20 protein-coding genes are annotated in these 22,458 nt (G+C 65.0%); 17 read left to right on the top strand and 3 right to left on the bottom strand.

Annotation, left to right across the window (positions count from 1 at the left end; all coding sequences use genetic code 11):
- Positions 1-392: 392 nt before the first annotated feature.
- From DEM25_RS01165 to dnaK, 3 genes are all read left to right on the top strand, one after another.
- Positions 393-1,793, top strand: coding sequence for a M20/M25/M40 family metallo-hydrolase (locus DEM25_RS01165; protein ID WP_109766731.1), 1,401 nt, complete (start codon positions 393-395; stop codon positions 1,791-1,793).
- 120 nt (positions 1,794-1,913) lie between these two features.
- Positions 1,914-4,184, top strand: a complete 2,271-nt coding sequence (locus DEM25_RS01160) for a transglycosylase domain-containing protein (protein ID WP_109766732.1) — start codon at positions 1,914-1,916, stop codon at positions 4,182-4,184.
- 195 nt (positions 4,185-4,379) lie between these two features.
- Entirely contained in the window at positions 4,380-6,308 is a 1,929-nt protein-coding gene (gene dnaK, locus DEM25_RS01155) for a molecular chaperone DnaK (protein ID WP_109766733.1), read from the top strand.
- A gap of 90 nt (positions 6,309-6,398) precedes the next feature.
- Here the strand turns inward: dnaK and msrB are convergent, their stop codons facing one another.
- Entirely contained in the window at positions 6,399-6,917 is a 519-nt protein-coding gene (gene msrB, locus DEM25_RS01150; RefSeq protein ID WP_109766734.1) for a peptide-methionine (R)-S-oxide reductase MsrB, read from the bottom strand.
- Positions 6,918-7,176: 259 nt separating this feature from the next.
- Between msrB and DEM25_RS01145 the strand changes: the two genes are divergently transcribed.
- A complete protein-coding gene (locus DEM25_RS01145; protein ID WP_109766735.1) occupies positions 7,177-9,198 on the top strand; it encodes a PhoX family protein in 2,022 nt (673 codons plus the stop codon).
- 103 nt (positions 9,199-9,301) lie between these two features.
- Entirely contained in the window at positions 9,302-10,207 is a 906-nt protein-coding gene (argB, locus tag DEM25_RS01140; RefSeq protein WP_109766736.1) for an acetylglutamate kinase, read from the top strand.
- A 9-nt stretch (positions 10,208-10,216) separates the two neighbouring features.
- Here argB and DEM25_RS01135 read toward each other — a convergent pair whose 3' ends face one another.
- On the bottom strand, positions 10,217-11,383 hold the full coding sequence (locus DEM25_RS01135; protein ID WP_196780231.1) for an acyl-CoA dehydrogenase family protein: 1,167 nt from the start codon (positions 11,381-11,383) through the stop codon (positions 10,217-10,219).
- Positions 11,384-11,495: 112 nt separating this feature from the next.
- Here DEM25_RS01135 and DEM25_RS01130 point away from each other — a divergent pair, with 112 nt between their 5' ends.
- Positions 11,496-12,914, top strand: coding sequence for an aldehyde dehydrogenase family protein (locus tag DEM25_RS01130; protein WP_158585130.1), 1,419 nt, complete (start codon positions 11,496-11,498; stop codon positions 12,912-12,914).
- Between the two features lie 3 nt (positions 12,915-12,917).
- On the opposite strand, the gene phnF is transcribed toward DEM25_RS01130, so the two are convergent.
- Positions 12,918-13,661 (bottom strand): phosphonate metabolism transcriptional regulator PhnF, encoded by a 744-nt coding sequence (phnF, locus tag DEM25_RS01125; RefSeq protein ID WP_109766739.1) that lies wholly within the window; start codon positions 13,659-13,661, stop codon positions 12,918-12,920.
- Positions 13,662-13,756: 95 nt separating this feature from the next.
- Between phnF and phnG the strand changes: the two genes are divergently transcribed.
- The 11 genes from phnG to phnE all read left to right on the top strand — a co-directional run bounded on the left by phnG (position 13,757) and on the right by phnE (position 22,453).
- A complete protein-coding gene (phnG, locus tag DEM25_RS01120; protein ID WP_109766740.1) occupies positions 13,757-14,224 on the top strand; it encodes a phosphonate C-P lyase system protein PhnG in 468 nt (155 codons plus the stop codon).
- Between the two features lie 5 nt (positions 14,225-14,229).
- On the top strand, positions 14,230-14,841 hold the full coding sequence (gene phnH, locus DEM25_RS01115) for a phosphonate C-P lyase system protein PhnH (RefSeq protein WP_420578887.1): 612 nt from the start codon (positions 14,230-14,232) through the stop codon (positions 14,839-14,841).
- A 1-nt stretch (position 14,842) separates the two neighbouring features.
- Positions 14,843-15,946: a carbon-phosphorus lyase complex subunit gene (locus DEM25_RS01110; RefSeq protein WP_109766742.1), complete on the top strand. Its 1,104-nt coding sequence runs from the start codon at positions 14,843-14,845 to the stop codon at positions 15,944-15,946.
- Positions 15,943-16,362, top strand: a complete 420-nt coding sequence (gene fosX / locus DEM25_RS01105; RefSeq protein WP_109766743.1) for a FosX/FosE/FosI family fosfomycin resistance hydrolase — start codon at positions 15,943-15,945, stop codon at positions 16,360-16,362. Before DEM25_RS01110 ends, fosX begins: the two co-directional genes overlap by 4 nt.
- Entirely contained in the window at positions 16,359-17,246 is an 888-nt protein-coding gene (locus DEM25_RS01100) for an alpha-D-ribose 1-methylphosphonate 5-phosphate C-P-lyase PhnJ (protein WP_109766744.1), read from the top strand. Before fosX ends, DEM25_RS01100 begins: the two co-directional genes overlap by 4 nt.
- 95 nt (positions 17,247-17,341) lie before the next feature.
- Positions 17,342-18,130, top strand: coding sequence for a phosphonate C-P lyase system protein PhnK (phnK, locus tag DEM25_RS01095; protein WP_245412709.1), 789 nt, complete (start codon positions 17,342-17,344; stop codon positions 18,128-18,130).
- A gap of 4 nt (positions 18,131-18,134) precedes the next feature.
- Positions 18,135-18,839, top strand: coding sequence for a phosphonate C-P lyase system protein PhnL (phnL, locus tag DEM25_RS01090; RefSeq protein ID WP_109766745.1), 705 nt, complete (start codon positions 18,135-18,137; stop codon positions 18,837-18,839).
- A gap of 4 nt (positions 18,840-18,843) precedes the next feature.
- Entirely contained in the window at positions 18,844-19,458 is a 615-nt protein-coding gene (locus tag DEM25_RS01085) for a DapH/DapD/GlmU-related protein (protein ID WP_109766746.1), read from the top strand.
- A 115-nt stretch (positions 19,459-19,573) separates the two neighbouring features.
- Positions 19,574-20,410, top strand: coding sequence for a phosphonate ABC transporter ATP-binding protein (phnC, locus tag DEM25_RS01080; RefSeq protein ID WP_109766747.1), 837 nt, complete (start codon positions 19,574-19,576; stop codon positions 20,408-20,410).
- Positions 20,411-20,509: 99 nt separating this feature from the next.
- Positions 20,510-21,409: a phosphonate ABC transporter substrate-binding protein gene (phnD, locus tag DEM25_RS01075; protein ID WP_109766748.1), complete on the top strand. Its 900-nt coding sequence runs from the start codon at positions 20,510-20,512 to the stop codon at positions 21,407-21,409.
- Between the two features lie 72 nt (positions 21,410-21,481).
- Complete coding sequence (gene phnE / locus DEM25_RS01070) at positions 21,482-22,453, top strand: phosphonate ABC transporter, permease protein PhnE (RefSeq protein WP_109766749.1); 972 nt, start codon at positions 21,482-21,484, stop codon at positions 22,451-22,453.
- Positions 22,454-22,458 lie beyond the last annotated feature (5 nt).

Genomic DNA, 22,458 nt, shown 5'->3' with positions numbered 1-22,458 from the left:
TCACATCGTGCATCAACGCGTAACGGGCGCATCTATACGGCCACGACGGACCTATGTCATTGCGCGATTGCCGGCACCGTAAACGTACACGCTCCATGACATTTGTGTGATTTCGTGAAATCGGCCCGCCTCTGCCAATATTTCGCCGCAAACGCTCTGTTAATTTACCATTAACGGCAAAACGCCGTTGTCCGGCTAAGGCCCGTCCCCCGCCGATCCGGACTAGTGGCAGCCTAATCCCCCTCTCCGGGCTGCCACTTTCGTTCTTGAGCCATCATGCGTGACCTCCGCATGATGGCTTTTTTTGTGCCGTACCGTGTTTATGGTTTTGACACGATCGGCGCGCGCACCCATCAATCGCGACCGCAACCGTACACGCAGGGAGGCGACCCGTGACCAAACCGGCATTGAGCCTGGAACCCGTTCTCGACGCGCTCGACAGCGCCGTGGACGACAGCATCGAACGGCTCTTTTCGCTGTTGCGGATACGGTCGATCTCCACCGACCCGGCCTACAAGGACGATTGCCGTGCCGCGGCGAACTGGTTGGCCGGCGATCTGGCATCGATCGGCTTTGACGCGTCGGTGCGCGACACGGATGGCCACCCGATGGTCGTCGCCCACCATGATGGCCCGTCCGCCGATGCGCCGCATGTCCTTTTCTACGGCCATTACGACGTCCAGCCGGTCGACCCGCTGGACCTGTGGCACGACGATCCGTTCGATCCCAGGGTGAAAACCATCGGCGGCACGGACGTGATCTCCGCTCGTGGCGCGTCGGACGACAAGGGGCAGTTGATGACCTTTGTCGAGGCCTGCCGGGCCTACAAGGCCGTTCATGGTGCCCTTCCATGCCGCGTATCCATCCTGTTCGAGGGCGAGGAGGAAAGCGGATCGCCTTCGCTCAAACCCTTCCTCAAAGCCAATGCCGACGAGTTGAAGGCCGATGTGGCGCTGGTCTGCGACACGTCCATGTGGAACGCCGAAACACCGTCCATCTCGGGCAGCCTGCGCGGGCTGGTCGGCGAGGAAATCACCATCCACGCAGCCGATCGCGATCTTCATTCGGGCTATTTCGGCGGTGCGGCGGCCAATCCGCTGCACATATTGAGCGCCGTTCTCGCCGCCATGCACGACGAGACCGGCCGAGTGACCATTCCGCATTTCTACGACGGCGTCGAAGAGGTGCCGGCGCAACAGCTTGAAAGCTGGAAAGCGCTGGGCATGACGGACGAGGCGTTTCTCGGCGAGATCGGCCTGAAACACCCGTCCGGTGAGCGTGGCCGCAGCGTCCTGGAACTGACCTGGGCGCGGCCGACCGCCGAGGTCAACGGCATGATCGGCGGCTATACGGGCGAGGGGTTCAAGACCGTCATTCCTGCCAAGGCATCGGCAAAGGTGTCGTTCCGCCTGGTCGCCGGTCAGGACCCGCAGGCGATCCGCGACAATTTCCGGGCCTTCGTGCGCGCGCGCATTCCCGGCGACTGTTCGGTTGAATTCGCCGAGCACGGCGCCGGACCGGCCAATATCCTCGCCGCCGATTCACCGGCCGTGCTGGCCGCCAAGGCGGCATTGTCCGACGAGTGGCCCATGCCTGCCGCCGTGATCGGCATGGGAGGCTCGATCCCGATCGTCGGCGACTTCAAGCGCATGCTCGGCATGGATTCGCTGCTGGTCGGCTTTGCCCTGTCGGACGACCGCATCCATTCACCGAACGAGAAGTACAATCTGGCCTCGTTCACCAAGGGTCAGCGCTCCTGGGCGCGTATTCTCGATGCTCTGGCCTCCACGTGATCGCCGATCGGGCAAAGCCATGAAACCGGCGGGCCCGCGCGGTTAACCGCACCTTAAATGGCCGCGTTCTAGGCTCATCGGGCCGTTCGTTTGTTTGGTGTCACGGTTGTGCGGGCCCGCATGTTTTCAAGACGAAAGAAGCGCAAGACGCGCGTCGAGCCGCGGTTCGAGGATCGCGGCGGTCGAAAGTCGGCCGCCGACTTCTCGGTGACGGCGGCCGATCGCGCGGCGCCCCCGCCGGCGCGCAAGCGCAAACCGTCGTCCAAAAAGCCGGGGGCCAAGGCCGCATCGGGCGCGCGCCGGAAACCGGCCGCACGCGGCTCATCCGGCGGACGCCGCAGGACAAGCGGGCGCGGTTTCGTGCGCGGCTTCGTCTATTGGTCGTTCATCGCCTGCATCTGGGGCGGTGTCGCGCTGGCCGGCATCATCGCATGGTACGGCGCGCAACTGCCCTCGGCCAGCGCATGGGCGGTTCCCGACCGGCCGCCCAATGTCAAGATCGTCGCGGTCGACGGAACGCTGGTGACCAATCGCGGCGCGACCGGCGGCGCGGCGGTCGGCCTGCATGAGATGAGCCCCTATATTCCCAAGGCCGTCATCGCCATCGAGGACCGGCGCTACTTCTCCCATTTCGGCGTCGACCCGATCGGGCTGGCCCGCGCCATGGCCCGCAACGTGATGGCTGGCGGGCTGGTGCAGGGCGGCTCGACGCTGACCCAGCAGCTCGCCAAGAACCTGTTCCTGACGCCTGAGCGCACCGTCGGCCGCAAGGTGCAGGAGGTGCTGCTGGCCCTTTGGCTCGAACATGAATACTCCAAGGAGCAGATCCTCGAACTTTATCTGAACCGGGTCTATTTCGGCTCGGGCTCCTATGGCGTCGAGGCGGCGGCGCGGCGCTATTTCGGCAAGTCGGCGCGCGATGTGTCCCTGCCCGAAGCGGCGCTCCTCGCCGGGCTTTTGAAAGCGCCGTCGCGCCTGTCGCCGAACCGCAATCCCGAACGGGCCGAAAGCCGCGCGCAGGTGGTTCTTTCGGTGATGCGCGAACAGGGGCTTGTGTCCGACACGGAAATGACCGCGGCCTTGGCCAGCCCGGCCGCCCGCGCCAACCGCTATTGGTCCGGCGCGCACCATTATGTCGCCGACGCCGTCATGGAGGAACTGCCGCAACTGATCGGCGAAGTCCGGCAGGACGTGATCGTCGATACCACGGTCGATCTCTACCTGCAGACCGCCGGCGAAACGGCCATCCGCGCCGCGATCGCCGAACATGGCGCCGAGCGCGACGTCAGCCAGGGCGCGCTTGTGGCGATCGATCCGGCCGGCGCCGTCCGCGCCATGGTCGGCGGCGTCGACTATGCCGCCTCCCAATTCGACCGGGCCAGTCAGGCCAAGCGCCAGCCCGGTTCTGCGTTCAAGCCGTTCGTCTACCTTGCCGCGCTCGAAGCAGGCGCGCTGCCCTCGTCGGTGCGCAACGACACGCCGGTTCGGTTCGGCAATTGGGCGCCGGAGAATTATCGCGGCAAATATCACGGCCCGGTCACGCTGGAGACCGCGCTGTCCAGATCGCTCAATTCGGTGGCGGCGCAACTGATCATGGAAAGCGGCGCGGGTACCGTTGTGCGCACGGCGCAGAAAATGGGCATCGCCTCGCCGCTGAAAGCCAACGCCTCGCTGTCGCTCGGCACGTCCGAAGTCACGCTGTACGAGCTGACATCGGCCTATGTGCCGTTCGCGTCCGGCGGCTATCGCGCCGACCCGCACCTGATCCGCCGGGTGACGACCATGGAGGGCGAGGTTCTTTACGAGCGAAAAGACAGCCGCAGCCGCGTGCTGGCGCCCGATCTCGCCGGCATGATGAACCAGATGATGAGCCAGACCGTGCGCGCCGGCACTGCCCGCGCGGCCCGGTTCGATCATCCCGCCGCCGGCAAGACCGGCACCACCCAGAACGCCCGAGATGCCTGGTTCGTCGGCTACACGGCCCATCTGGTGACCGGGGTCTGGTTCGGCAATGACGACGGCAAGCCGATGAAGAACGTCACCGGCGGCACGCTGCCGGCCGAGGCCTGGCGCGACTTCATGGTGGCTGCTCACCAAGGCGTCGCCATCGCCGACCTGCCCGGCTACATGCCGTTCAACGTCATTCCCAAGCCGCGCCCCGAGGGCTTCCCGTTCGGACCCGGCAGGCGGCCTTCCGCGCCTGTCGACGGCGGCACACCTCTCGCAAGCGACAGGTCGCCGCCATCGGGTGCCGTGGCACGCGATCGCGTCGCCCTGCCGCCACCGGACCGGACGATCACCTCGTCGACGGGTGCTCCGCGCCCTCAAACCGATGTCGGTGTGTCGCAGGGGGAGGCCGGAACGGTTCTCGACGTGATTTTGGGCCAGTAGGCCCAACAGGCAACCTCACACCGAAAACATTCCAAAACACCCGCCTTGCACGCAAAATGCGCCCTCCTTATATACCCGCCAGCGCGGAAGGCGCCTTTTGCGCCGTCCGGAAACAATCGATCTGCCAACGAAGAGGGGCCGCGCACACGAACGCCATAACGGGTCCGTGCGGTTCGCTGAAAGAAGAGGTTAGACATGGCAAAAGTTATCGGCATCGACCTGGGAACGACCAACTCCTGCGTCGCCGTCATGGATGGCAAGGACGCAAAGGTCATCGAGAATGCGGAAGGCGCGCGTACCACGCCGTCCATGGTGGCCTTCACCGATGACGGCGAGCGCCTCGTCGGCCAGCCGGCCAAGCGTCAGGCGGTCACCAACCCCGAGAACACGCTGTTCGCGGTCAAACGCCTGATCGGCCGCCGTTATGAAGATCCGACCGTCGAAAAAGACAAGAAGATGGTCCCCTACAAGATCGTCGAGGGCAAGAACGGCGATGCCTGGGTCGAAGCGGGCGGCGACAAGCGTTCGCCGGCCGAAATCTCCGCCATGGTCCTTCAGAAGATGAAGGAAACCGCCGAGAGCTACCTGGGCGAGACCGTTCAGCAGGCCGTCATCACCGTGCCGGCCTACTTCAACGACGCCCAGCGCCAGGCCACCAAGGACGCCGGCAAGATCGCCGGTCTGGAAGTTCTGCGCATCATCAACGAGCCGACCGCTGCTGCTCTGGCCTATGGCCTGGACAAGCGCGACGGCAAGACGATCGCGGTCTATGACCTTGGCGGCGGCACGTTCGACGTTTCGGTCCTCGAGATCGGCGATGGTGTCTTCGAGGTCAAATCCACCAACGGCGACACCTTCCTTGGCGGTGAAGACTTCGACATGCGTCTGGTCGATTACTTCGCGGCCGAGTTCAAGAAGGATCAGGGCATCGACCTGAAGGGCGACAAGCTGGCCCTGCAGCGCCTCAAGGAAGCGGCCGAAAAGGCCAAGATCGAACTGTCCTCTTCGGCGCAGACCGAAATCAACCTGCCCTTCATCACCGCCGATGCGTCCGGTCCCAAGCACCTGACGATGAAGCTGACACGGGCCAAGTTCGAAAGCCTTGTCGACGATCTGGTCAAGCGCACCGTCAAGCCGATGGAAGCCGCCCTCAAGGATGCCGGCATGAAGGCCGGCGAGATCGACGAGGTGGTTCTGGTCGGCGGCATGACGCGCATGCCCAAGGTCCAGGAGACGGTCAAGTCGTTCTTCGGCAAGGAGCCGCACAAGGGCGTCAACCCGGACGAAGTGGTCGCCATGGGTGCCGCCATTCAGGCCGGCGTGCTGCAGGGCGACGTCAAGGACGTCCTGCTGCTCGATGTCACGCCGCTGTCGCTGGGCATCGAGACGCTTGGCGGCGTCTTCACCCGCCTGATCGACCGCAACACGACGATCCCGACCAAGAAGAGCCAGGTCTTCTCGACCGCCGAGGACAACCAGTCCGCCGTGACCATCCGCGTCGCCCAGGGCGAGCGCGAAATGGCCGCCGACAACAAGCTGCTCGGCCAGTTCGATCTGGTCGGCATTCCGCCGGCGCCGCGCGGCATCCCCCAGATCGAGGTGACCTTCGATATCGACGCCAACGGCATCGTCAACGTCAAGGCCCAGGACAAGGGCACCGGCAAGGAGCACGAGATCCGCATCCAGGCATCGGGCGGACTGTCCGACGAGGAAGTCGAACAGATGGTCAAGGACGCCGAGGCCAATGCCGAGGCGGACAAGAAGCGCCGCGAGGCGGTCGAAGCGCGGAACCAGGCCGAGTCGCTGATCGACTCGACCGAAAAGTCGCTGTCCGAGCATGGCGACAAGGTGTCCGAGGAAGACAAGACGGCCATCGAGGACGCGATCGCCGCGCTCAAGGAAGAGACCGCCGCCGAGACCCCCGACGCCGAGGCGATCACCGCCAAGACGCAAGCGCTCGCAGAAGCCTCGATGAAGCTCGGACAGGCCATCTATGAAGCCACCCAGGCCGAGGAACAGGCCGCCGCCGAAGGCGATGCGGAAGCCGACGCCGCCTCTGACGATGTGGTCGATGCCGATTTCGAGGAAATCGACGACGACGAGGACCAGAAGAAGGCGTCGTAAGTCACTCGCCTTCGTTCACGCCATCAAAAAGGCCGATCCGGGAAACCGGATCGGCCTTTTTTCTTTGCGTGCTGTCTGGCGTAAGTGCCGTCAGCCGTAGACCGGCTCGGAGCCGTCGGCGGGCGTGAACTTCAGCGCCACGCCATTGATGCAGTGGCGCTTGCCGGTCGGCTGCGGGCCGTCATTGAAGACATGGCCCAAATGACCGCCGCAGCGGCTGCAATGCTCCTCGGTGCGCGGGATCAGCAGCTTGTAGTCGGTCCTGTAGGCAACCTTGCCCTCGATCTCCTGCCAGAAGCTCGGCCAGCCTGTGCCGCTGTCATATTTGGTCTCCGACAGGAACAGTTCCTGGTCGCATCCCGCGCAATGGAAGACGCCGGCGCGCTTCTCGTCGTTGAGCGGGCTGGTGAACGGGCGTTCGGTCGCCTCTTCGCGCAACACCGCATACTGCATCGGCGTCAGCTGCGCCCGCCATTCTTCCTCGGTCTTGACGATTTCGAAAGCGCCGTCCGCGGCAGCTGTCGCCGGGTTTGCGCCCCACCATTTGAAGATGCCGGCGGCAGCGGCGCCGCCGAGGCCCAGCGTCAGGAATGATCGTTTCGTCACCATGGCAAACTCCCGTGTCGAACGTGAAGATAGCGGTCGTGTCGGCGGTTTGCATCTCACCTTCGTCCACGATTTCGTGAACGCGAGGTAAGCCCTGTGCCGATGCGACAATTCGCGCAGCAAGGAATGGGGCACGAGCTTGGAATCCTTCCAGATCGAAACATGCCTGTCACACAAAAGTTGCAAGCAAGGTTTGGTGCCGCGGCTGCGCCCAAAGCCGGATGCGCGCACACACGTCAAAAATGACACCCGGAGGACTTCCATGGATCGCAAGCAGATCATCAACGACCCTGCGCACGGCAACCGTGCCGAGGCGTTCGAGGCATTCGACGACATCCCGACCAACCCCAATCTCGGCAACACGATCGGCGATGTGATCAACCGCCGCTATGGCCGCCGCGACGTTCTGCGCGGCGTGCTGGGCGTGACGGCCACTGCGGCCCTGTTCGGCACCTCGGCCCTAACCGCGCCCGGACAGGCGCTCGCAATGACCGAGGGCGACCGCTTCAACTTCACCGAACTGCGCTGGGGCAACGACCAGACCCATCACATCGCCGACGGCTTCGATGCGGACGTGCTGATCCGCTGGGGCGATCCCATCATGGCCGATTCGCCTGAATTCGACGTCATGAACCAGACCGCCGAAGCCCAGGCCAAACAGTTCGGCTACAACAATGACTATGTCGGCTTTGCCGAGATCGAGCCCGGCCGCGGCATGCTCTGCGTCAATCACGAGTACACCAACGAAGAAGTCATGTTCCCCGGGATTGGCCGCCAGGACCGGTCCGGCTTCGAACAGATGACCAAGGAACTGGTCGACATCGAAATGGCCGCTCATGGCGGCTCGGTCTTCGAGATCGTGCGCGGCGAGGACGGCAAATGGTCGGTCAACCGCGACAATCCGAACAACCGCCGCATCACCGCCGAAACCCCGATCACCTTCTCGGGTCCGGCTGCCGGCCATGACCGCCTGAAAACGAGCGCCGATCCCACCGGCATGAACGTGCTGGGCACGATCAACAATTGCGCCGGCGGCATGACGCCCTGGGGCACCTATCTGATGGCCGAGGAGAACTTCCACGGCTATTTCTGGACCGACACGCTCGACGCCGAAGGCGATCCCGACCTTTCGGCCCAGCCCGAGGCCGCCTCGATGGAACGCTATGGCGTGCCGGGCCGCTGGTATGCGTGGGGCAAGTTCCACGACAGGTTCAACATCGACAAGGAGCCCAACGAACCGAACCGTTTCGGCTACATCGTCGAGGTCGATCCAATGAACCCGGACGCGACACCCATCAAGCACACGGCGCTCGGCCGCTTCCGTCACGAAGGCGCCGAAACGACGGTGGCCTCCGACGGCCGGCTGGTCATCTATTCGGGCGACGACAACCGCTTCGACTATCAGTACAAATGGGTGTCGGCCGAAGCCGTGACCGACGAAAACTCGGTGTTCGGCTCCTCGCTCCTGTCCGAAGGCACGCTCTATGTGGCGCGCTTCAACGATGACGGCACCATCGACTGGCTGCCGCTGGTCCACGGCGAAGGCCCGCTGACCGCCGAGAACGGCTTTGAAAGCCAGGCCGACATCGCCATCGACACGCGCCTTGCCGCCGATCTTCTGGGCGCGACGCCGATGGACCGTCCGGAGGACGCCCAGCCGCGCGGCGACGGCACGGCCTACATCATGCTGACCAACAACAGCCGCCGCACGCCCGAGCAGGTCGATGCTGCCAACCCGCGTCCGGAATCGAACTTCGGTCACATCATCGAGATCAAGGAAGAGGGCGGCAACCACTCGGCGACGACCGGCACCTGGTCGATCCTGGTCAAATGCGGCGATCCCTCGATCGCCGAGGTGGGCGCCCAATGGCACCCGGAAACCTCCGAGCATGGCTGGTTCGGTTCGCCCGACAACTGCGCCATCGACGCCGACGGCCGTCTGTGGATTTCCACCGACCAGGGATCGAACTGGGCCAAGACCGGCAAGTCGGACGGGCTCTACAGCCTTGAGACCGAAGGCGAACTGCGCGGCCACTCCAAACTGTTCTTCCGCTGCCCTGTCGGCGGCGAACTGTGCGGTCCCTACTTCACCGACGATGCGGAAACGCTGTTCCTCGCAGTTCAGCATCCCGGCACGGACGGCACGAAGGATCTGGTGGGCTTTGCCAAGGATTCGACCTTCGAAGACCCGGCGACCCGCTGGCCCGACTTCGATCCGGCCATGCCGCCGCGTCCGTCCGTGGTTGTCGTGACCAAGCAGGGCGGCGGCAAGATCGCCGTCTGACACGGTCGGCCTGCACAATCGAAGGCGCGGGATCCGTCCCGCGCCTTTTCTTATGCGGGCGAGGGGTTTATGAGGGCTCCGACCACATTCAAGGGCGTCCGCCATGGCCTCCAAAGACATTTCGACCCCCGCCACCGAGGCGGCGATCCTCGCCGATGCGCTGCCCTATATGCAGCGCTATGCGGGCAAGATGGTGGTCGTCAAATATGGCGGCCACGCCATGGGCGATGCGGCGCTCGGCAAGGCGTTCGCCCAGGACATCGCGCTTCTCAAACAGTCCGGCGTCAACCCTGTCGTCGTTCACGGGGGCGGGCCTCAGATCGGTGCCATGCTCGACCGGATGGGCATCGAATCGACCTTCGAGGGCGGCCTGCGCGTCACCGACGAGAAGACCGTCGAGATCGTCGAGATGGTGCTCGCCGGCTCGATCAACAAGGAGATCGTCGCGCTGATCAACGCGCAAGGGGCCTGGGCGATCGGCCTGTGCGGCAAGGACGGCAATCTGGTCTTCGCCGAAAAGGCGCAGAAGACCGTCAGGGATCCCGACAGCAATATAGAGCGCGTCGTCGATCTGGGCTTTGTCGGTGAACCGGCCAAGGTGGACCGCACGCTGCTCGACCAGTTGGCCACCTCGCGCATGATCCCGGTGATCGCGCCGGTCGCGCCGGGCCGGGACGGCCACACCTACAACATCAATGCCGACACGTTCTCGGGCGCCATTGCCGGCGCCGTGGCCGCGCAGCGGCTCCTGTTCCTGACGGACGTGCCGGGCGTCCTCGACAAGAACGGCACGCTGATCAAGGAACTGACAGTCAGTCAGGCGCGCGACCTGATCGCCGACGGCACGATTTCGGGCGGCATGATCCCCAAGGTCGAGACCTGCATCGCGGCGTTGACCCGCGGCGTCAAGGGCGTCGTGATCCTCAACGGCAAGACGCCGCATGCGGTGCTGCTCGAACTCTTCACCGAGCATGGCGCCGGCACGCTGATCGTGCACGATCCGGTCTGACGCGACCCCTCAGACGTCGATCGACCGGGCGATCAGCTCCTTCATGATCTCGTTCGAGCCGCCATAGATCATCTGCACGCGCGCATCGGCATAGAGCCGGGCGATCGGATATTCCATCATGTAGCCATAGCCGCCAAAGAGTTGCAGGCACTCGTGCATCACCTCGTTCTGCACCTCGCTGCCCCAATATTTGGCCATGGACGCGGTGGCCGGATCGAGCGTGCCGGCCTCGGCCTTGACGATGCAGTCATTGACGAAGGCGCGCAGCATCTCCGCCTTCGTCTTCATCTCGGCGAGCTTGAACCGGGTGTTCTGGAAATCCATGATGCGCTGGCCGAATGCCTTGCGCTCCTGCACGTATCCGATGGTCTCCGAAAGCGCATAGTCGATATAGCCCAGCGCCGTCAGCGCGATGACGAGCCGCTCCCACGGCAATTGCTTCATCAACTGATAGAAGCCCTGGCCCTCTTCGGCGCCCAGAAGGTTGGTGCGCGGGATCTTCACATCCTCGAAGAACAGCTCCGACGTGTCGTTGGCCTTCATGCCGAGCTTTTTGAGGTTCTTGCCGCGCCGGAACCCCTCCGCGCCCTCGGTTTCGAGCACGATCAGCGACATGCCCCTGGCGCCTTCGCTCTTGTCGGTCTTGGCGGCGACGACGATCAGGTCGGCCGTCTGGCCGTTGGTGATGAAGATCTTCGAGCCGTTCAGGCTGTACTGGTTGCCGTCCTTCTCGGCGAAGGCGCGGATCGCCTGAAGGTCCGAGCCCGTGCCCGGTTCGGTCATGGCAAGCGCCGCCACCTTGTCGCCGCTGACAAGGCCCGGCACCCAGCGCTGCTTCTGCTCCTCGCTGCCATAGGCGAGCAGATAATGGATGACGATCGACTGGATGCCGAAGCCCCAGCCGGCATCGCCGACCCTGCCCTGTTCGTAGAGCGTGATCGCATCGAACGCCAGGCCGCCGCCGGCGCCGCCATAGGTTTCGGGCACCGCGCCACCCATGATCCCGTGCGCTCCGGCCTTCTCCCAGAAGCCGCGTTCGACGACGCCCTGTTCGGTCCAGCGCTCCATGTTGGGCACCAGCTCGTCGGCGAAAAAGCGCCGCACCGCGTCGGTGAACATGCGGTGTTCGTCCGCGGCCCAGGCCGCCGTGGGGGTCAGCATTTCCATTGGCCGCATTTCCTCCGTTGTCCGGCGCCCGCAGCGGCACCGTGCTGCGTCCGCGCCCGCGCCGTCAAGTATGCATGACGGGCCCGATGACGAAGCGCGGTCGCACGCTTATATTGCCGTCATGAACGCACCCCAAAAACCGGATAACGACCGTCTTCAGGCGGCCTTCGACGTGCAGCGGTCGGCCTTTTCGTTCGATTCGGTGCCCGGTATCAGCGCGCGGCGCATGAAGCTGCGCGATCTGCTCCGTGCCATCCGCGCCCGCCGGTCGGAGATCGTCGACGCGATCAGCGACGACTTCGGCAACCGGTCGGCCGACGAGACCCTGTCGGCGGAAGTTGCCGTGACGATAGGCAGCATCGAGCACACCTGCCGCCACCTGGACCGCTGGGCGAACCCGACCCGCATGTTCAATCTGGGCATTCCGATTCCGGGCCGCACCTATGTGCGCCACGAACCCAAGGGCGTCGTCGGTGTGATTTCGCCCTGGAACTATCCGTTCCAGCTTGCCGTCATACCGGCGGCCACAGCGCTCGCCGGGGGCAACAGGGTGCTGATCAAGCCATCGGAATTCACGCCGCGCACCGCAGACCTTCTGGCGCGGCTGTTCGCCGATGTCTATGGAGAGGACGAGGTGGCTGTGGTGACCGGCGGGCCCGAAATCGGCAAAACCTTTTCCGAACTGCCCTTCGACCATCTCTTTTTCACCGGCTCGACCGCGGTTGGCCGGAAGATCGCCATGGCGGCGGCGGAAAACCTGACGCCCGTGACGTTGGAACTTGGCGGAAAGAGCCCCTGCGTGATGATGCCGGACGCCGATCCGGAAAAGCACACGCCGCTCGTCGCCTTCGGCAAGTTCTACAGTGCCGGCCAGACCTGCGTTGCGCCCGACTATCTGTTCGTCCCCACGGGGCAGGCGGCGGCATTCGGAGAGGCGATCATCGCCGCGGCAAGGCGCGCCCATCCCGATCCGGCGACTGGAGACGGATACACATCGATCATCACCGAAAGGCATCATGACCGCCTGGCCGCGATGATCGAAGCAGCGCGGGACGCCGGCCTGACCGTGCTGAGCGCCGGTGACGCGGCGCCGGAAGCCCGCCGCATCCCGCCGACCGTCGTTATCGGCCCGGCGCCGGACAGCCGGCTGATGACGGAAGAAATTTTCGGGCCGATCCTGCCGATCCTTGAATATGACGATCTGGACGATGCGGTGCGTTTCATCACCGGGCGCGATCATCCGCTCGCGCTTTATGCCTTCGGGCGCGATGCGCGCGCGGCGGAAAAACTTGTGGCCCGGACCACATCGGGCGGCGCGGTCGTCAACGGCGCCATCGTTCACCTTGCGGTCGAGCACCTGCCATTCGGCGGGGTCGGCACGTCCGGCTATGGCGCCTATCACGGCAAGCGAGGCTTTGCCGAATTCACCCATGCGCGCTCGGTGCTCGTCCTGCCGCAATGGCCGATCCTGCGCGACACCATCATTCGCCCCTCCGGCCGCCGCATGCGCTGGCTGACCGACTGGATGATCGGCAGGTAGGGGTCAGCCGCCGTCGACCTGAAGGCTCACCCGGTCGGCGGCAAAGCGGGACAGCGAATATTGGACGGGCCGTCCGTCCATGTCGGCATTGACCGCCTCGGCAACCAGCACGATCGCGCCCGGCGACAGACGCAGATGGTCGAGATCGTCGGCTGTGCCGTGCCGTGCCTCGATCCGCGTCCATGCCCGCACATAATCGGTCACGCCCAGTTGCGCCAAAGCGCGGGTCACCGACCGGGACCGGGCAAAGATGTCGGCGATCGCGCCGAAACGGCCTGCGTCGAACCACGATGTCGCGCGCGACACCGGCATGCCGTCCGCAAGACCAAGGCTTTCAAGGCGGATGACCGGTGCGCCCGTTGCGATATCGAGCGCACGGGCGATGTCCGCTGTTGCCGGTTCCCGCCCGTGGTCGAGCAGTTCGGCGCCGCGGTTCGCCGCCTGGCCCTCAAGCCCTTCCGAAAACCGCGTGCGCTGGCCGATCCGGTAGGTCAGGCGCGGCTTGCGCCGCACGAAGGTTCCGCGCCCCTGATGGCTTTGGACGGCCCCTTCATGCGCGAGCGCCTTGATGGCCGCGCGCACCGTGTGCCGGTTGACGCCGAACCGTTCCGCCAGCGCCTTTTCCGGCGGCAGCTTGCCGTCCGCATCGACGAGCGGTCCCGACAGCCCCGCGCGGATCGCATCGGCGATCTGCCGCCACATGGCGATGCCCGACTGGCGTTCGATCTGGTCCGATTGCGCGGTCATTTTTCCGGCCTTGTCATAACTCTGTCACAGCGGTCGCCTAATCGTGAGACTATCTTATCTAGTTGTCTATAACAATAGACAAATTGGAGATATCAATGACCGCACCAGAGTCCATGAACGAACATGCCCAGGCGCGCCGGCATCGCCTGTCGGTCTTGGCCCAGGGCGACGCATCGTTGCTCGCCGAATGCTGGAACGGCCTCGGCATCGATCCCGAATGCGAGCTGGTGCGTGGTCCAGAGATCGGGCTGGTGGCGTTGCGCGGCCGCATGGGTGGCGGTGGCGCACCGTTCAATCTGGGCGAAGCGACCGCGACCCGCGCCAGCGTCCGCCTCGCCGACGGCACGACAGGTCACGCCATGGTGCTCGGCCGCGACAAGGCCAAGGTCAAACTCGCCGCCGTGATCGATGCGCTGGCTCAGGATGAGGCGATGGCCGCCCGGCTCGATGAGGCCGTGATCGCGCCGCTCCAGGCGGCGATCGCCGTGCGCGACGCCGGCCGCGCCGCCGAGACCACGGCGACCAAGGTCGACTTTTTCACCATGGTGCGGGGAGACGACTGATGGCGATGCAATCCAACGACGCGATCGTCACCGGCGGCTTTGGCTCGCCCGTCTTCGATGCCCAATCGGTCTTCCACGCACTCATGGACGCCATGGCCCGGCCCGGCACAGTGCAGGCCGTCAGCCATCGCGCTTCCGCCCCGCCGCCGCTGGGCCCGGTCGCCGCCGCCGCCGCGCTCACCTTGTGCGATGCCGACACGCCGGTCTGGCTCGATGCGGCATTGGCAACGGACGGTGCCGTGGCGCGCTGGCTCGGCTTTCACGCCGGCGCACCGGTCACGGGCGATCCCGCCGAGGCCGCCTTTGCGCTGATCGGCTACGGCCCGTCGCTCGGCTCGTTCGACCGTTTTGCCCGCGGTACGCAGGAATACCCGGACCGGTCGGCGACGCTGATCGTCCAGGTGCCGGAGCTGACGGGCGGCCCGGCGCTGACGCTGACCGGGCCGGGCATCGAACAGAGCGCAACGCTGGCGCCGAGCGGGCTTCCGGCACGGTTTGCGGCCCTTTGGGCCGACAACAATGCGCTGTTCCCGCGCGGCATCGACATCGTGCTGGCCACGCCCGGCGCGGTCGCCGCGCTGCCGCGCACGACGCGCATCCAGGCGACGGAGAACTGACATGTATGTGGCGGTCAAGGGCGGCGAAAAGGCGATCCGCAATGCGCACCGGCTGCTCGCCGATCGCCGGCGCGGCGACCGGTCCGTTCCGGCGCTGACGCTGGCGCAGATCGCAGGCCAGTTGGCGCTTGCCGTCGACCGGGTGATGAGCGAGGGCGCGCTCTATGACCGCGACCTGGCCGCGCTGGCGGTCAAGCAGGCGCGCGGCGACATGATCGAGGCGATCTTCCTGGTGCGCGCCTATCGCACCACGCTGCCGCGTTTCGGCTATTCCGAGCCGGTCGACACCGGCGCGATGCACATCGAACGGCGCATCTCGGCGACCTACAAGGACCTGCCGGGCGGCCAGATGCTCGGGCCGACCTTCGATTACACCCACCGGCTTCTCGACCCTGAGCTTGCCGGCGATGCCGAAGTGCCGGATGCCGCGCGCCGCCAGGGCGAACCGGCCCGCGCCATGCGCGTCTCGGACATTCTGGCCGAGGACGGGCTGATCGAGGGCGACGGCGATGCGGCAACGGAGATGCCCGGCGACATCACCCGCGAACCGATGGAATTTCCGATGCAGCGCGACACGCGCCTGCAATCCCTCTCGCGCGGCGATGAGGGGTTCCTGCTGGCGCTCGCCTATTCCACCCAGCGCGGCTATGCGCGCTCTCACCCGTTCGCCGGCGAGATCCGCATCGGCGAAGTGGAGGTGGCTGTCGATATGCCCGAGCTCGGCTTTGCGGTGACCATCGGGCGCGTCCAGCTCACCGAATGCCAGATGATCAACCAGTTCAAGGGCTCGTCCCAGGCGCCGCCGCAGTTCACGCGCGGCTACGGCCTCGTCTTCGGCCAGTCCGAGCGCAAGGCGATGGCCATGGCCCTGTGCGACCGCGCCATGCGGGCGCGCGAACTGGGCGAGGACATCGTCGCGCCGGCCCAGGACGAGGAGTTCGTCATCTCCCACTGCGACAACGTCCAGGCATCGGGCTTCGTCGAGCATCTCAAACTGCCGCATTATGTCGACTTCCAGGCCGAACTGGAGCTGGTCCGCACCATGCGCGCCGAACATGAGAGCCGGCGCGATGCGGGCGAAACCGCAGCGGAGGCAGCCGAATGATCGAGGGGCTGTCTCATGTGACCTTCATCGTCTCCGATCTCGAACGGATGACGCGCATCCTCGTCGAGGTGCTGGGCGCCGAAGAGGTCTACGCAAGCGGCGAGGAAACGTTCTCGCTGTCGCGCGAGAAGTTCTTTCTGGCCGGAGGCGTCTGGATCGCGATCATGGAGGGCGAGCGCCGGTGCGAGCGCAGCTACGACCATGTCGCCTTCAAGATTGACGAGGCCGATTTCGATGCCTGCGTGGAGCGCGTCCGCCGACTGGGCCTCGACATGAAGCCGCCGCGCCCCCGCGTTCCCGGCGAAGGCCGCTCAATCTACTTCTACGACGAGGACGACCACATGTTCGAGCTTCATACGGGTACGCTGGCCGAACGTCTGGCGCGCTACGCGAAGGGAAGAAGGGCCGCTGAATGACCACACAACCCGCCGAACTCGCCACCTACAATTTCGCCTATCTGGACGAACAGACCAAGCGGATGATCCGCCGGGCGATCCTCAAGGCGATCGCCATTCCCGGCTATCAGGTGCCGTTCGCCTCGCGCGAGATGCCGATGCCCTATGGCTGGGGCACGGGCGGCGTGCAGGTCACCGCCTCGATCATCGGCCCTGACGACACGCTCAAGGTCATCGACCAGGGCGCCGACGACACGACAAACGCGGTCTCGATCCGTGCCTTTTTCGCCAAGGTCGCCGAGGTCAACACCACGACCAGCACCGCCGACGCGACCATCATCCAGACGCGCCACCGCATTCCCGAGGAGAAGCTCGTCGAAGGACAAATCCTTGTCTATCAGGTGCCGATCCCCGAGCCCTTGCGCTTTCTGGAACCGCGCGAGACCGAGACGCGCAAGATGCACGCGCTCGAGGATTACGGGCTCATGCACGTCAAGCTCTATGAGGACATCGCGCGCAACGGCCACATCGCGACCACCTATGCCTATCCGGTCAAGATCAAGGGCCGCTATGTGATGGACCCGTCGCCGACGCCCAAGTTCGACAATCCCAAGATGGACCAGTCCGAAGCGCTGCAGCTCTTTGGCGCCGGACGCGAAAAGCGCATCTATGCGGTGCCGCCTTACACAAGCGTCGTCAGTCTCGATTTCGAGGATTTCCCGTTCGAGGTGAACCGGTTCGACCAGCCCTGCGCCCTGTGCGGCGCCGAAGGCGTCTATCTCGACGAGGTGGTTCTCGACGATCGCGGCGGGCGCATGTTCGCGTGCTCGGACACCGACCATTGCGAAAAGCGCCGTGCCGCCGGCCACAAAGGCTCGATGGCAAGTGAAGGAGCGGCAACATGATGACACAAAGCGACAGTGTTTCACCTTACCCTGAGCCGGCCAATGGACGAGGTGAAAACGCAAACCCGCCCCTTCAACAAGCGCAGGGTAAGGGCTTGCCGGCCTTCGATGAAGACAAACCGCTTCTGTCCGCCAGCGGCGTGTCGAAATTCTATGGCAGCCGCATCGGCTGCGAGGATGTCAGCATCGACATCTGGCCGGGCGAGGTTCTGGCGGTGGTCGGCGAGAGCGGATCGGGCAAGACGACCCTGCTCAACTGCATCTCGACACGGCTGATGCCGACGACGGGCACGGTGACCTACCGCATGCGCGACGGCCACATCCGCGATCTCTACCGGATGGGCGAAGCGGAACGGCGTTTCCTGATGCGCACCGACTGGGGCTTTGTCCACCAGAACCCCGCGGACGGCCTGCGCATGACCGTGTCGGCGGGCGCCAATGTCGGAGAGCGGCTGATGGCGACCGGTGCCCGGCATTATGGCGACATCCGCGCCACCGCCGGCGACTGGCTCGGCCGCGTCGAAATTGCCGAGGATCGGATCGACGACCAGCCGCGCGCCTTTTCGGGCGGGATGCGCCAGCGCCTTCAGATCGCGCGCAATCTGGTCACGGGTCCGCGCCTTGTCTTCATGGACGAGCCGACCGGCGGCCTCGACGTGTCGGTGCAGGCGCGCCTTCTCGACCTGTTGCGCGGGCTTGTCACCGATCTGGGTCTGGCGGTCGTCGTCGTCACCCACGATCTGGCCGTCGCGCGGCTCCTGTCGCACCGCATGGTCGTCATGAAGGACGGCCGGGTCATCGAGACCGGCCTGACCGACCGCGTGCTCGACGATCCGCGCGCGCCCTACACCCAGCTTCTCGTTTCGTCGATCCTGCAGGCATGATGCGATGGCCGTTCCCCTGATCGTTTCCGGTGTCTCCAAGAGCTTCACCATGCATCTGCGCGGCGGCGTCCGCATTCCGGTGGTCGACGCGGTGCATTTCTCGATCGAGACCGGCCAGTGCGCGGTGCTGAGCGGGCCGTCCGGCGTCGGCAAGTCGTCCATCCTGAAGATGCTCTATGGCAACTATGCCGTCGATGTCGGCCAGATCCTGATCCGCCACAATGGCACGCTGATCGACCTCGCGCGGGCCGAGCCGCGTCAGGTGATGGCCGTGCGGCGCGACACGATCGGCTATGTCAGCCAGTTCCTGCGCGCAGTGCCGCGCGTTTCCGCGCTCGATGTCGCCGCCGAACCGCTGGTGCAGCGCGGCGCCGATCCCGATACGGCGCGCCGCCGCGCCGCGGACCTGTTTGCCCGCCTCAATCTGCCCGAAAAGCTGTGGGACTTGCCGCCGGCCACCTTCTCGGGCGGCGAGCAGCAGCGGGTCAACATCGCCCGCGGCTTCATCACCGACCATCCGATCCTCCTGCTGGACGAGCCGACTGCATCGCTCGACGCCGCCAACCGCGCCGTCGTCGTTGCGATGATCGGTGAGAAGAAGGCCGACGGCGTCGCTCTCCTCGGCATCTTCCACGACGCCGACCTGCGCGAGGCGGTGGCGGACCGCATCATCGAAGTCACCGGCTTTGCCCCGCAAAAGGCCGCCTGAGCCAATGCCCAAACTGTCCGAACAGCCGATGGTCCATGCAACAGCGCGCGTCACCGGCTCGACGCTTGGCCGCTACACCGAGATCGACGAGGGTTGCGTCGTCACCGAGTGCGAGATCGGCGACTATTCCTACCTGATCCGCCAGACCGAGGCCTGGTGCGCAACCATCGGCAAGTTCGCCAACATCGCCAGTCATGTGCGCATCAACGCCACCAACCATCCGACCTGGCGGGCGACCCAGCACCATTTCACCTACCGGGCGGGCGACTATTTCGACGACGCCGACAACGAACCCGAGTTCTTCACCTGGCGCCGCGACCACCGGGTCGTGATCGGCCACGATGTCTGGATCGGCCACGGCGCGATCATTTTGCCCGGCGTCACGGTCGGCAACGGCGCCGTCGTCGGCTCCGGCGCGGTGGTCACCAAAGACGTTGCATCCTACGCCATCGTCGGCGGTGTGCCCGCCCGGCCGATCCGCGACCGGTTCACCCCGAACATCGCCGAACGCATGGAGAAACTGGCCTGGTGGGACTGGAGCCATGCCGATCTGCGCGGCGCACTCGACGATTTCCGGACGCTTGAGGCCGAGGCCTTTCTCGCCAGACATGGCGGCTGACAAGCCTGGTTCGGGGCTGTGGACTGTTACACAACTGACACCGAACTGACATTGGACATTCACATCGGGCCGATAGGCCGCGAAACGTGTGCGGTTGCGAAAAGGTCCTTTGCGAATGCTCGAAGTCAGCCAGGTCACCCGTCGTTTCGGGACCAATGTCGCCGTCGACAATGTGACGATCGGCATTCCCGAAGGGCAGATGGTGGGCGTTATCGGCGCCTCTGGCGCGGGCAAGTCGACGCTGCTGCGGATGATCAACCGGCTGATCGACACGACCGAGGGCAAGATCGTCTTCTCCGGCACGAACGTGTCGGCGCTGCGCGGGCAGAAGCTGCGCAACTGGCAGCGCGACTGCGCCATGATCTTCCAGCAGTTCAATCTGGTGCCGCGCCTCGACGTTCTGACCAATGTGATGCTCGGGCGGCTCAACCACCGCTCGTCGGTGGCAAGCCTGTTGAACATCTTCTCCGATCAGGAACGCGCCATGGCGATCGCGGCGCTCGAACGGCTGGGCATCGAGCGCGCCGCGATGCAGCGCGCCGGAACCCTGTCGGGCGGCCAGCAGCAGCGGGTCGCGATCGCCCGCGCCCTGATGCAGCAGCCCAAGGTCATTCTCGCCGACGAGCCGATCGCGTCGCTCGATCCGCGCAACGCTCAGATCGTCATGCAGTCGCTGCGCGACATCAACCGCAATGACGGCATCACCGTCGTCACCAATCTGCACACGCTCGACACCGCCCGCACCTTCTGCGAGCGCATCATCGGCATGCAGGCGGGCAAGGTCGTGTTCGATGGCGGACCGGACGATCTGACAGAGGCCGCCGCCCGTTCGATCTATGGCGCGGACGGGCTCGAGGATGCGTTCTCCGAAGCCGTCACCTCGACCAGCCTCGCGCCGGCAAGGCCCGCACGCGCCAAGGAAACCAAGGAACCGGCGCTGGTTGGCGCCTGACAGGTTTAGCCGCTCGCCGGGCCGGACGGGCGGTTTTTTTGTTTCAACACGGCCAACCGGGCCATGCCCGATCTTCATGCCACTTCCGGGAGACCAAACATGCTGAAGAAGACCCTGCTCGCGACCGCTGCCGTCGCTCTCGTTGCCACCAGCGCCCATGCACAGGACGTGTTCCGCGTCGGCATTCTGGGCGGTGAAAACGAAGCCGACCGCCTGCGCAACAACCAGTGCCTGATCGACCTTCTGCCCGAAGCCATCGGCGTCAAGGAAGTTCAGCTTTTCCCCGCCGCCGACTATGACGGCGTCGTCCAGGGCCTGCTTGGCGGCACGCTCGACTATGCCGAACTGGGCGCCTCGGCCTATGCCAAGGTCTATCTCGAAGACCCCGAAGCCGTTGACCCGGTCCTAACCACCCAGCAGGTGGATGGCGCCACCGGCTATTATTCGATCATGCTGGCCCGCAAGGATTCGGGCATCGAGTCGATCGAGGACGCACGGGGCAAGCGGCTCGGCTTTGCCGACCCGGACTCCACCTCCGGCTTCCTCGTTCCGTCCGTCGCCCTGCCGGCACAGCTCGGCATGCCGGTCGACGAATACTTCTCCGAAACCGGCTTCGGCGGCGGCCATGAGAATGGCGTTCTCGAAATGCTGAAGGGCAATTTCGACGTTCAGGTGACCTGGTCGTCGGGCGTTGGCGAGTTCGCCGACGGCTACACCTCGGGCAACATCCGCAAGATGGTCGACAAGGGCCTTCTGGACATGGACGAGGTCAACGAAGTGTGGCGCTCGCCGCTGATCCCGAACGGCCCGATCGTCGTCTCCAACCAGCTCGATCAGGACGTGCGCGCCAGGTTCATCGAGTTCTTCAAGGCCATGCCCGAAAACCATCCGGACTGCTTCCGCTCGGTCCAGGGCGGCGATTTCGCCGGCTTCATCGACGTGGACCACTCGTTCTACGAGACCATCGTCGCCGCCCGTAAGTCCAAGATCGGCTCCTGAGCCTGATCGACACCATGCCGCGCCGCGTTCCGAAAGGGGCGCGGCGCGTCATCATCTGGCGGACCTTTTCCCATGGCATCGACAGACTTGCACGATCCCGACGCGTATGTCCGAAACGGGCAATACGATGTCGATCGCCACTGGCGCGATCTCGTCCGCCAGCGCCGTCTCTACACGGCGTTGAGCCTGGGCATCCTGTTCGTTGCGCTGTTTGCGTCGCTGTGGTTCGCCAACGAGACCAATGCAGGCAAGTTCTTCGACCGGCTGCCGCATTTCTTCGATTTTGTCGGCGGCATGATCCCGCGCGACGGCTGGGAGGTCTGGCGGGCGCTGTTCGATCTTGAGAGCCCCTACTATGACGGCTCGTTCAAATATGATTACCCCGATGGCCGCGTCTATTTCTGGGGCACCTGGTACGTCCCCGAATACATCCACAAGATGGTCGAGACGCTCAATATCGCGATCCTGTCGACCCTGATCGGCTTCATCTTCGGCTTCCTTCTCTGCTTTCTGGCCGCCACCAACCTGACCACGACCCGCTGGCTGCGCTTTGTCGTGCGCCGCTTCATGGAGTTCCTGCGCGCCTTCCCGGAGATCGTCATCGCCGGCTTCTTCCTTGCCATCTTCTCGCTTGGCCCGGTGCCGGCGATCATCGCCGTGTCGATCCACACGATCGGCGCGCTCGGCAAGATGTTCTTCGAGGTGGTCGAAAACGCCGACATGAAACCCGATGAGGGTCTGCGCGCGGTCGGCGCCAACTGGACCGAACGCGTCTGGTTCGGCATCGTGCCGCAGATCATGCCGAATTTTCTCAGCTACACGCTGCTGCGGCTTGAGATCAATGTGCGCGCCTCCACCATCATCGGTGCGGTGGGCGCGGGCGGCATTGGCGAGGTGCTGCGCCTGTCGATCAGCCGCGGCCACGAGGCCAAGACGCTGGCGATCATACTCCTTCTTTTCGTCACCATCGTCGCCGTCGATCAGCTTTCGGCCTGGCTGCGCCGCAAGATCGTCGGCGACCAGGCCTTCCAGTTCGGCGCTTAGGGGAG

This window comes from Oceaniradius stylonematis (assembly GCF_003149475.2).
In the GTDB taxonomy this organism is placed as follows: domain Bacteria; phylum Pseudomonadota; class Alphaproteobacteria; order Rhizobiales; family Rhizobiaceae; genus Roseitalea; species Roseitalea stylonematis.
Note: the sequence above shows the minus strand (reverse complement) of the source record. Positions and strands in the feature narration are given on the sequence as shown.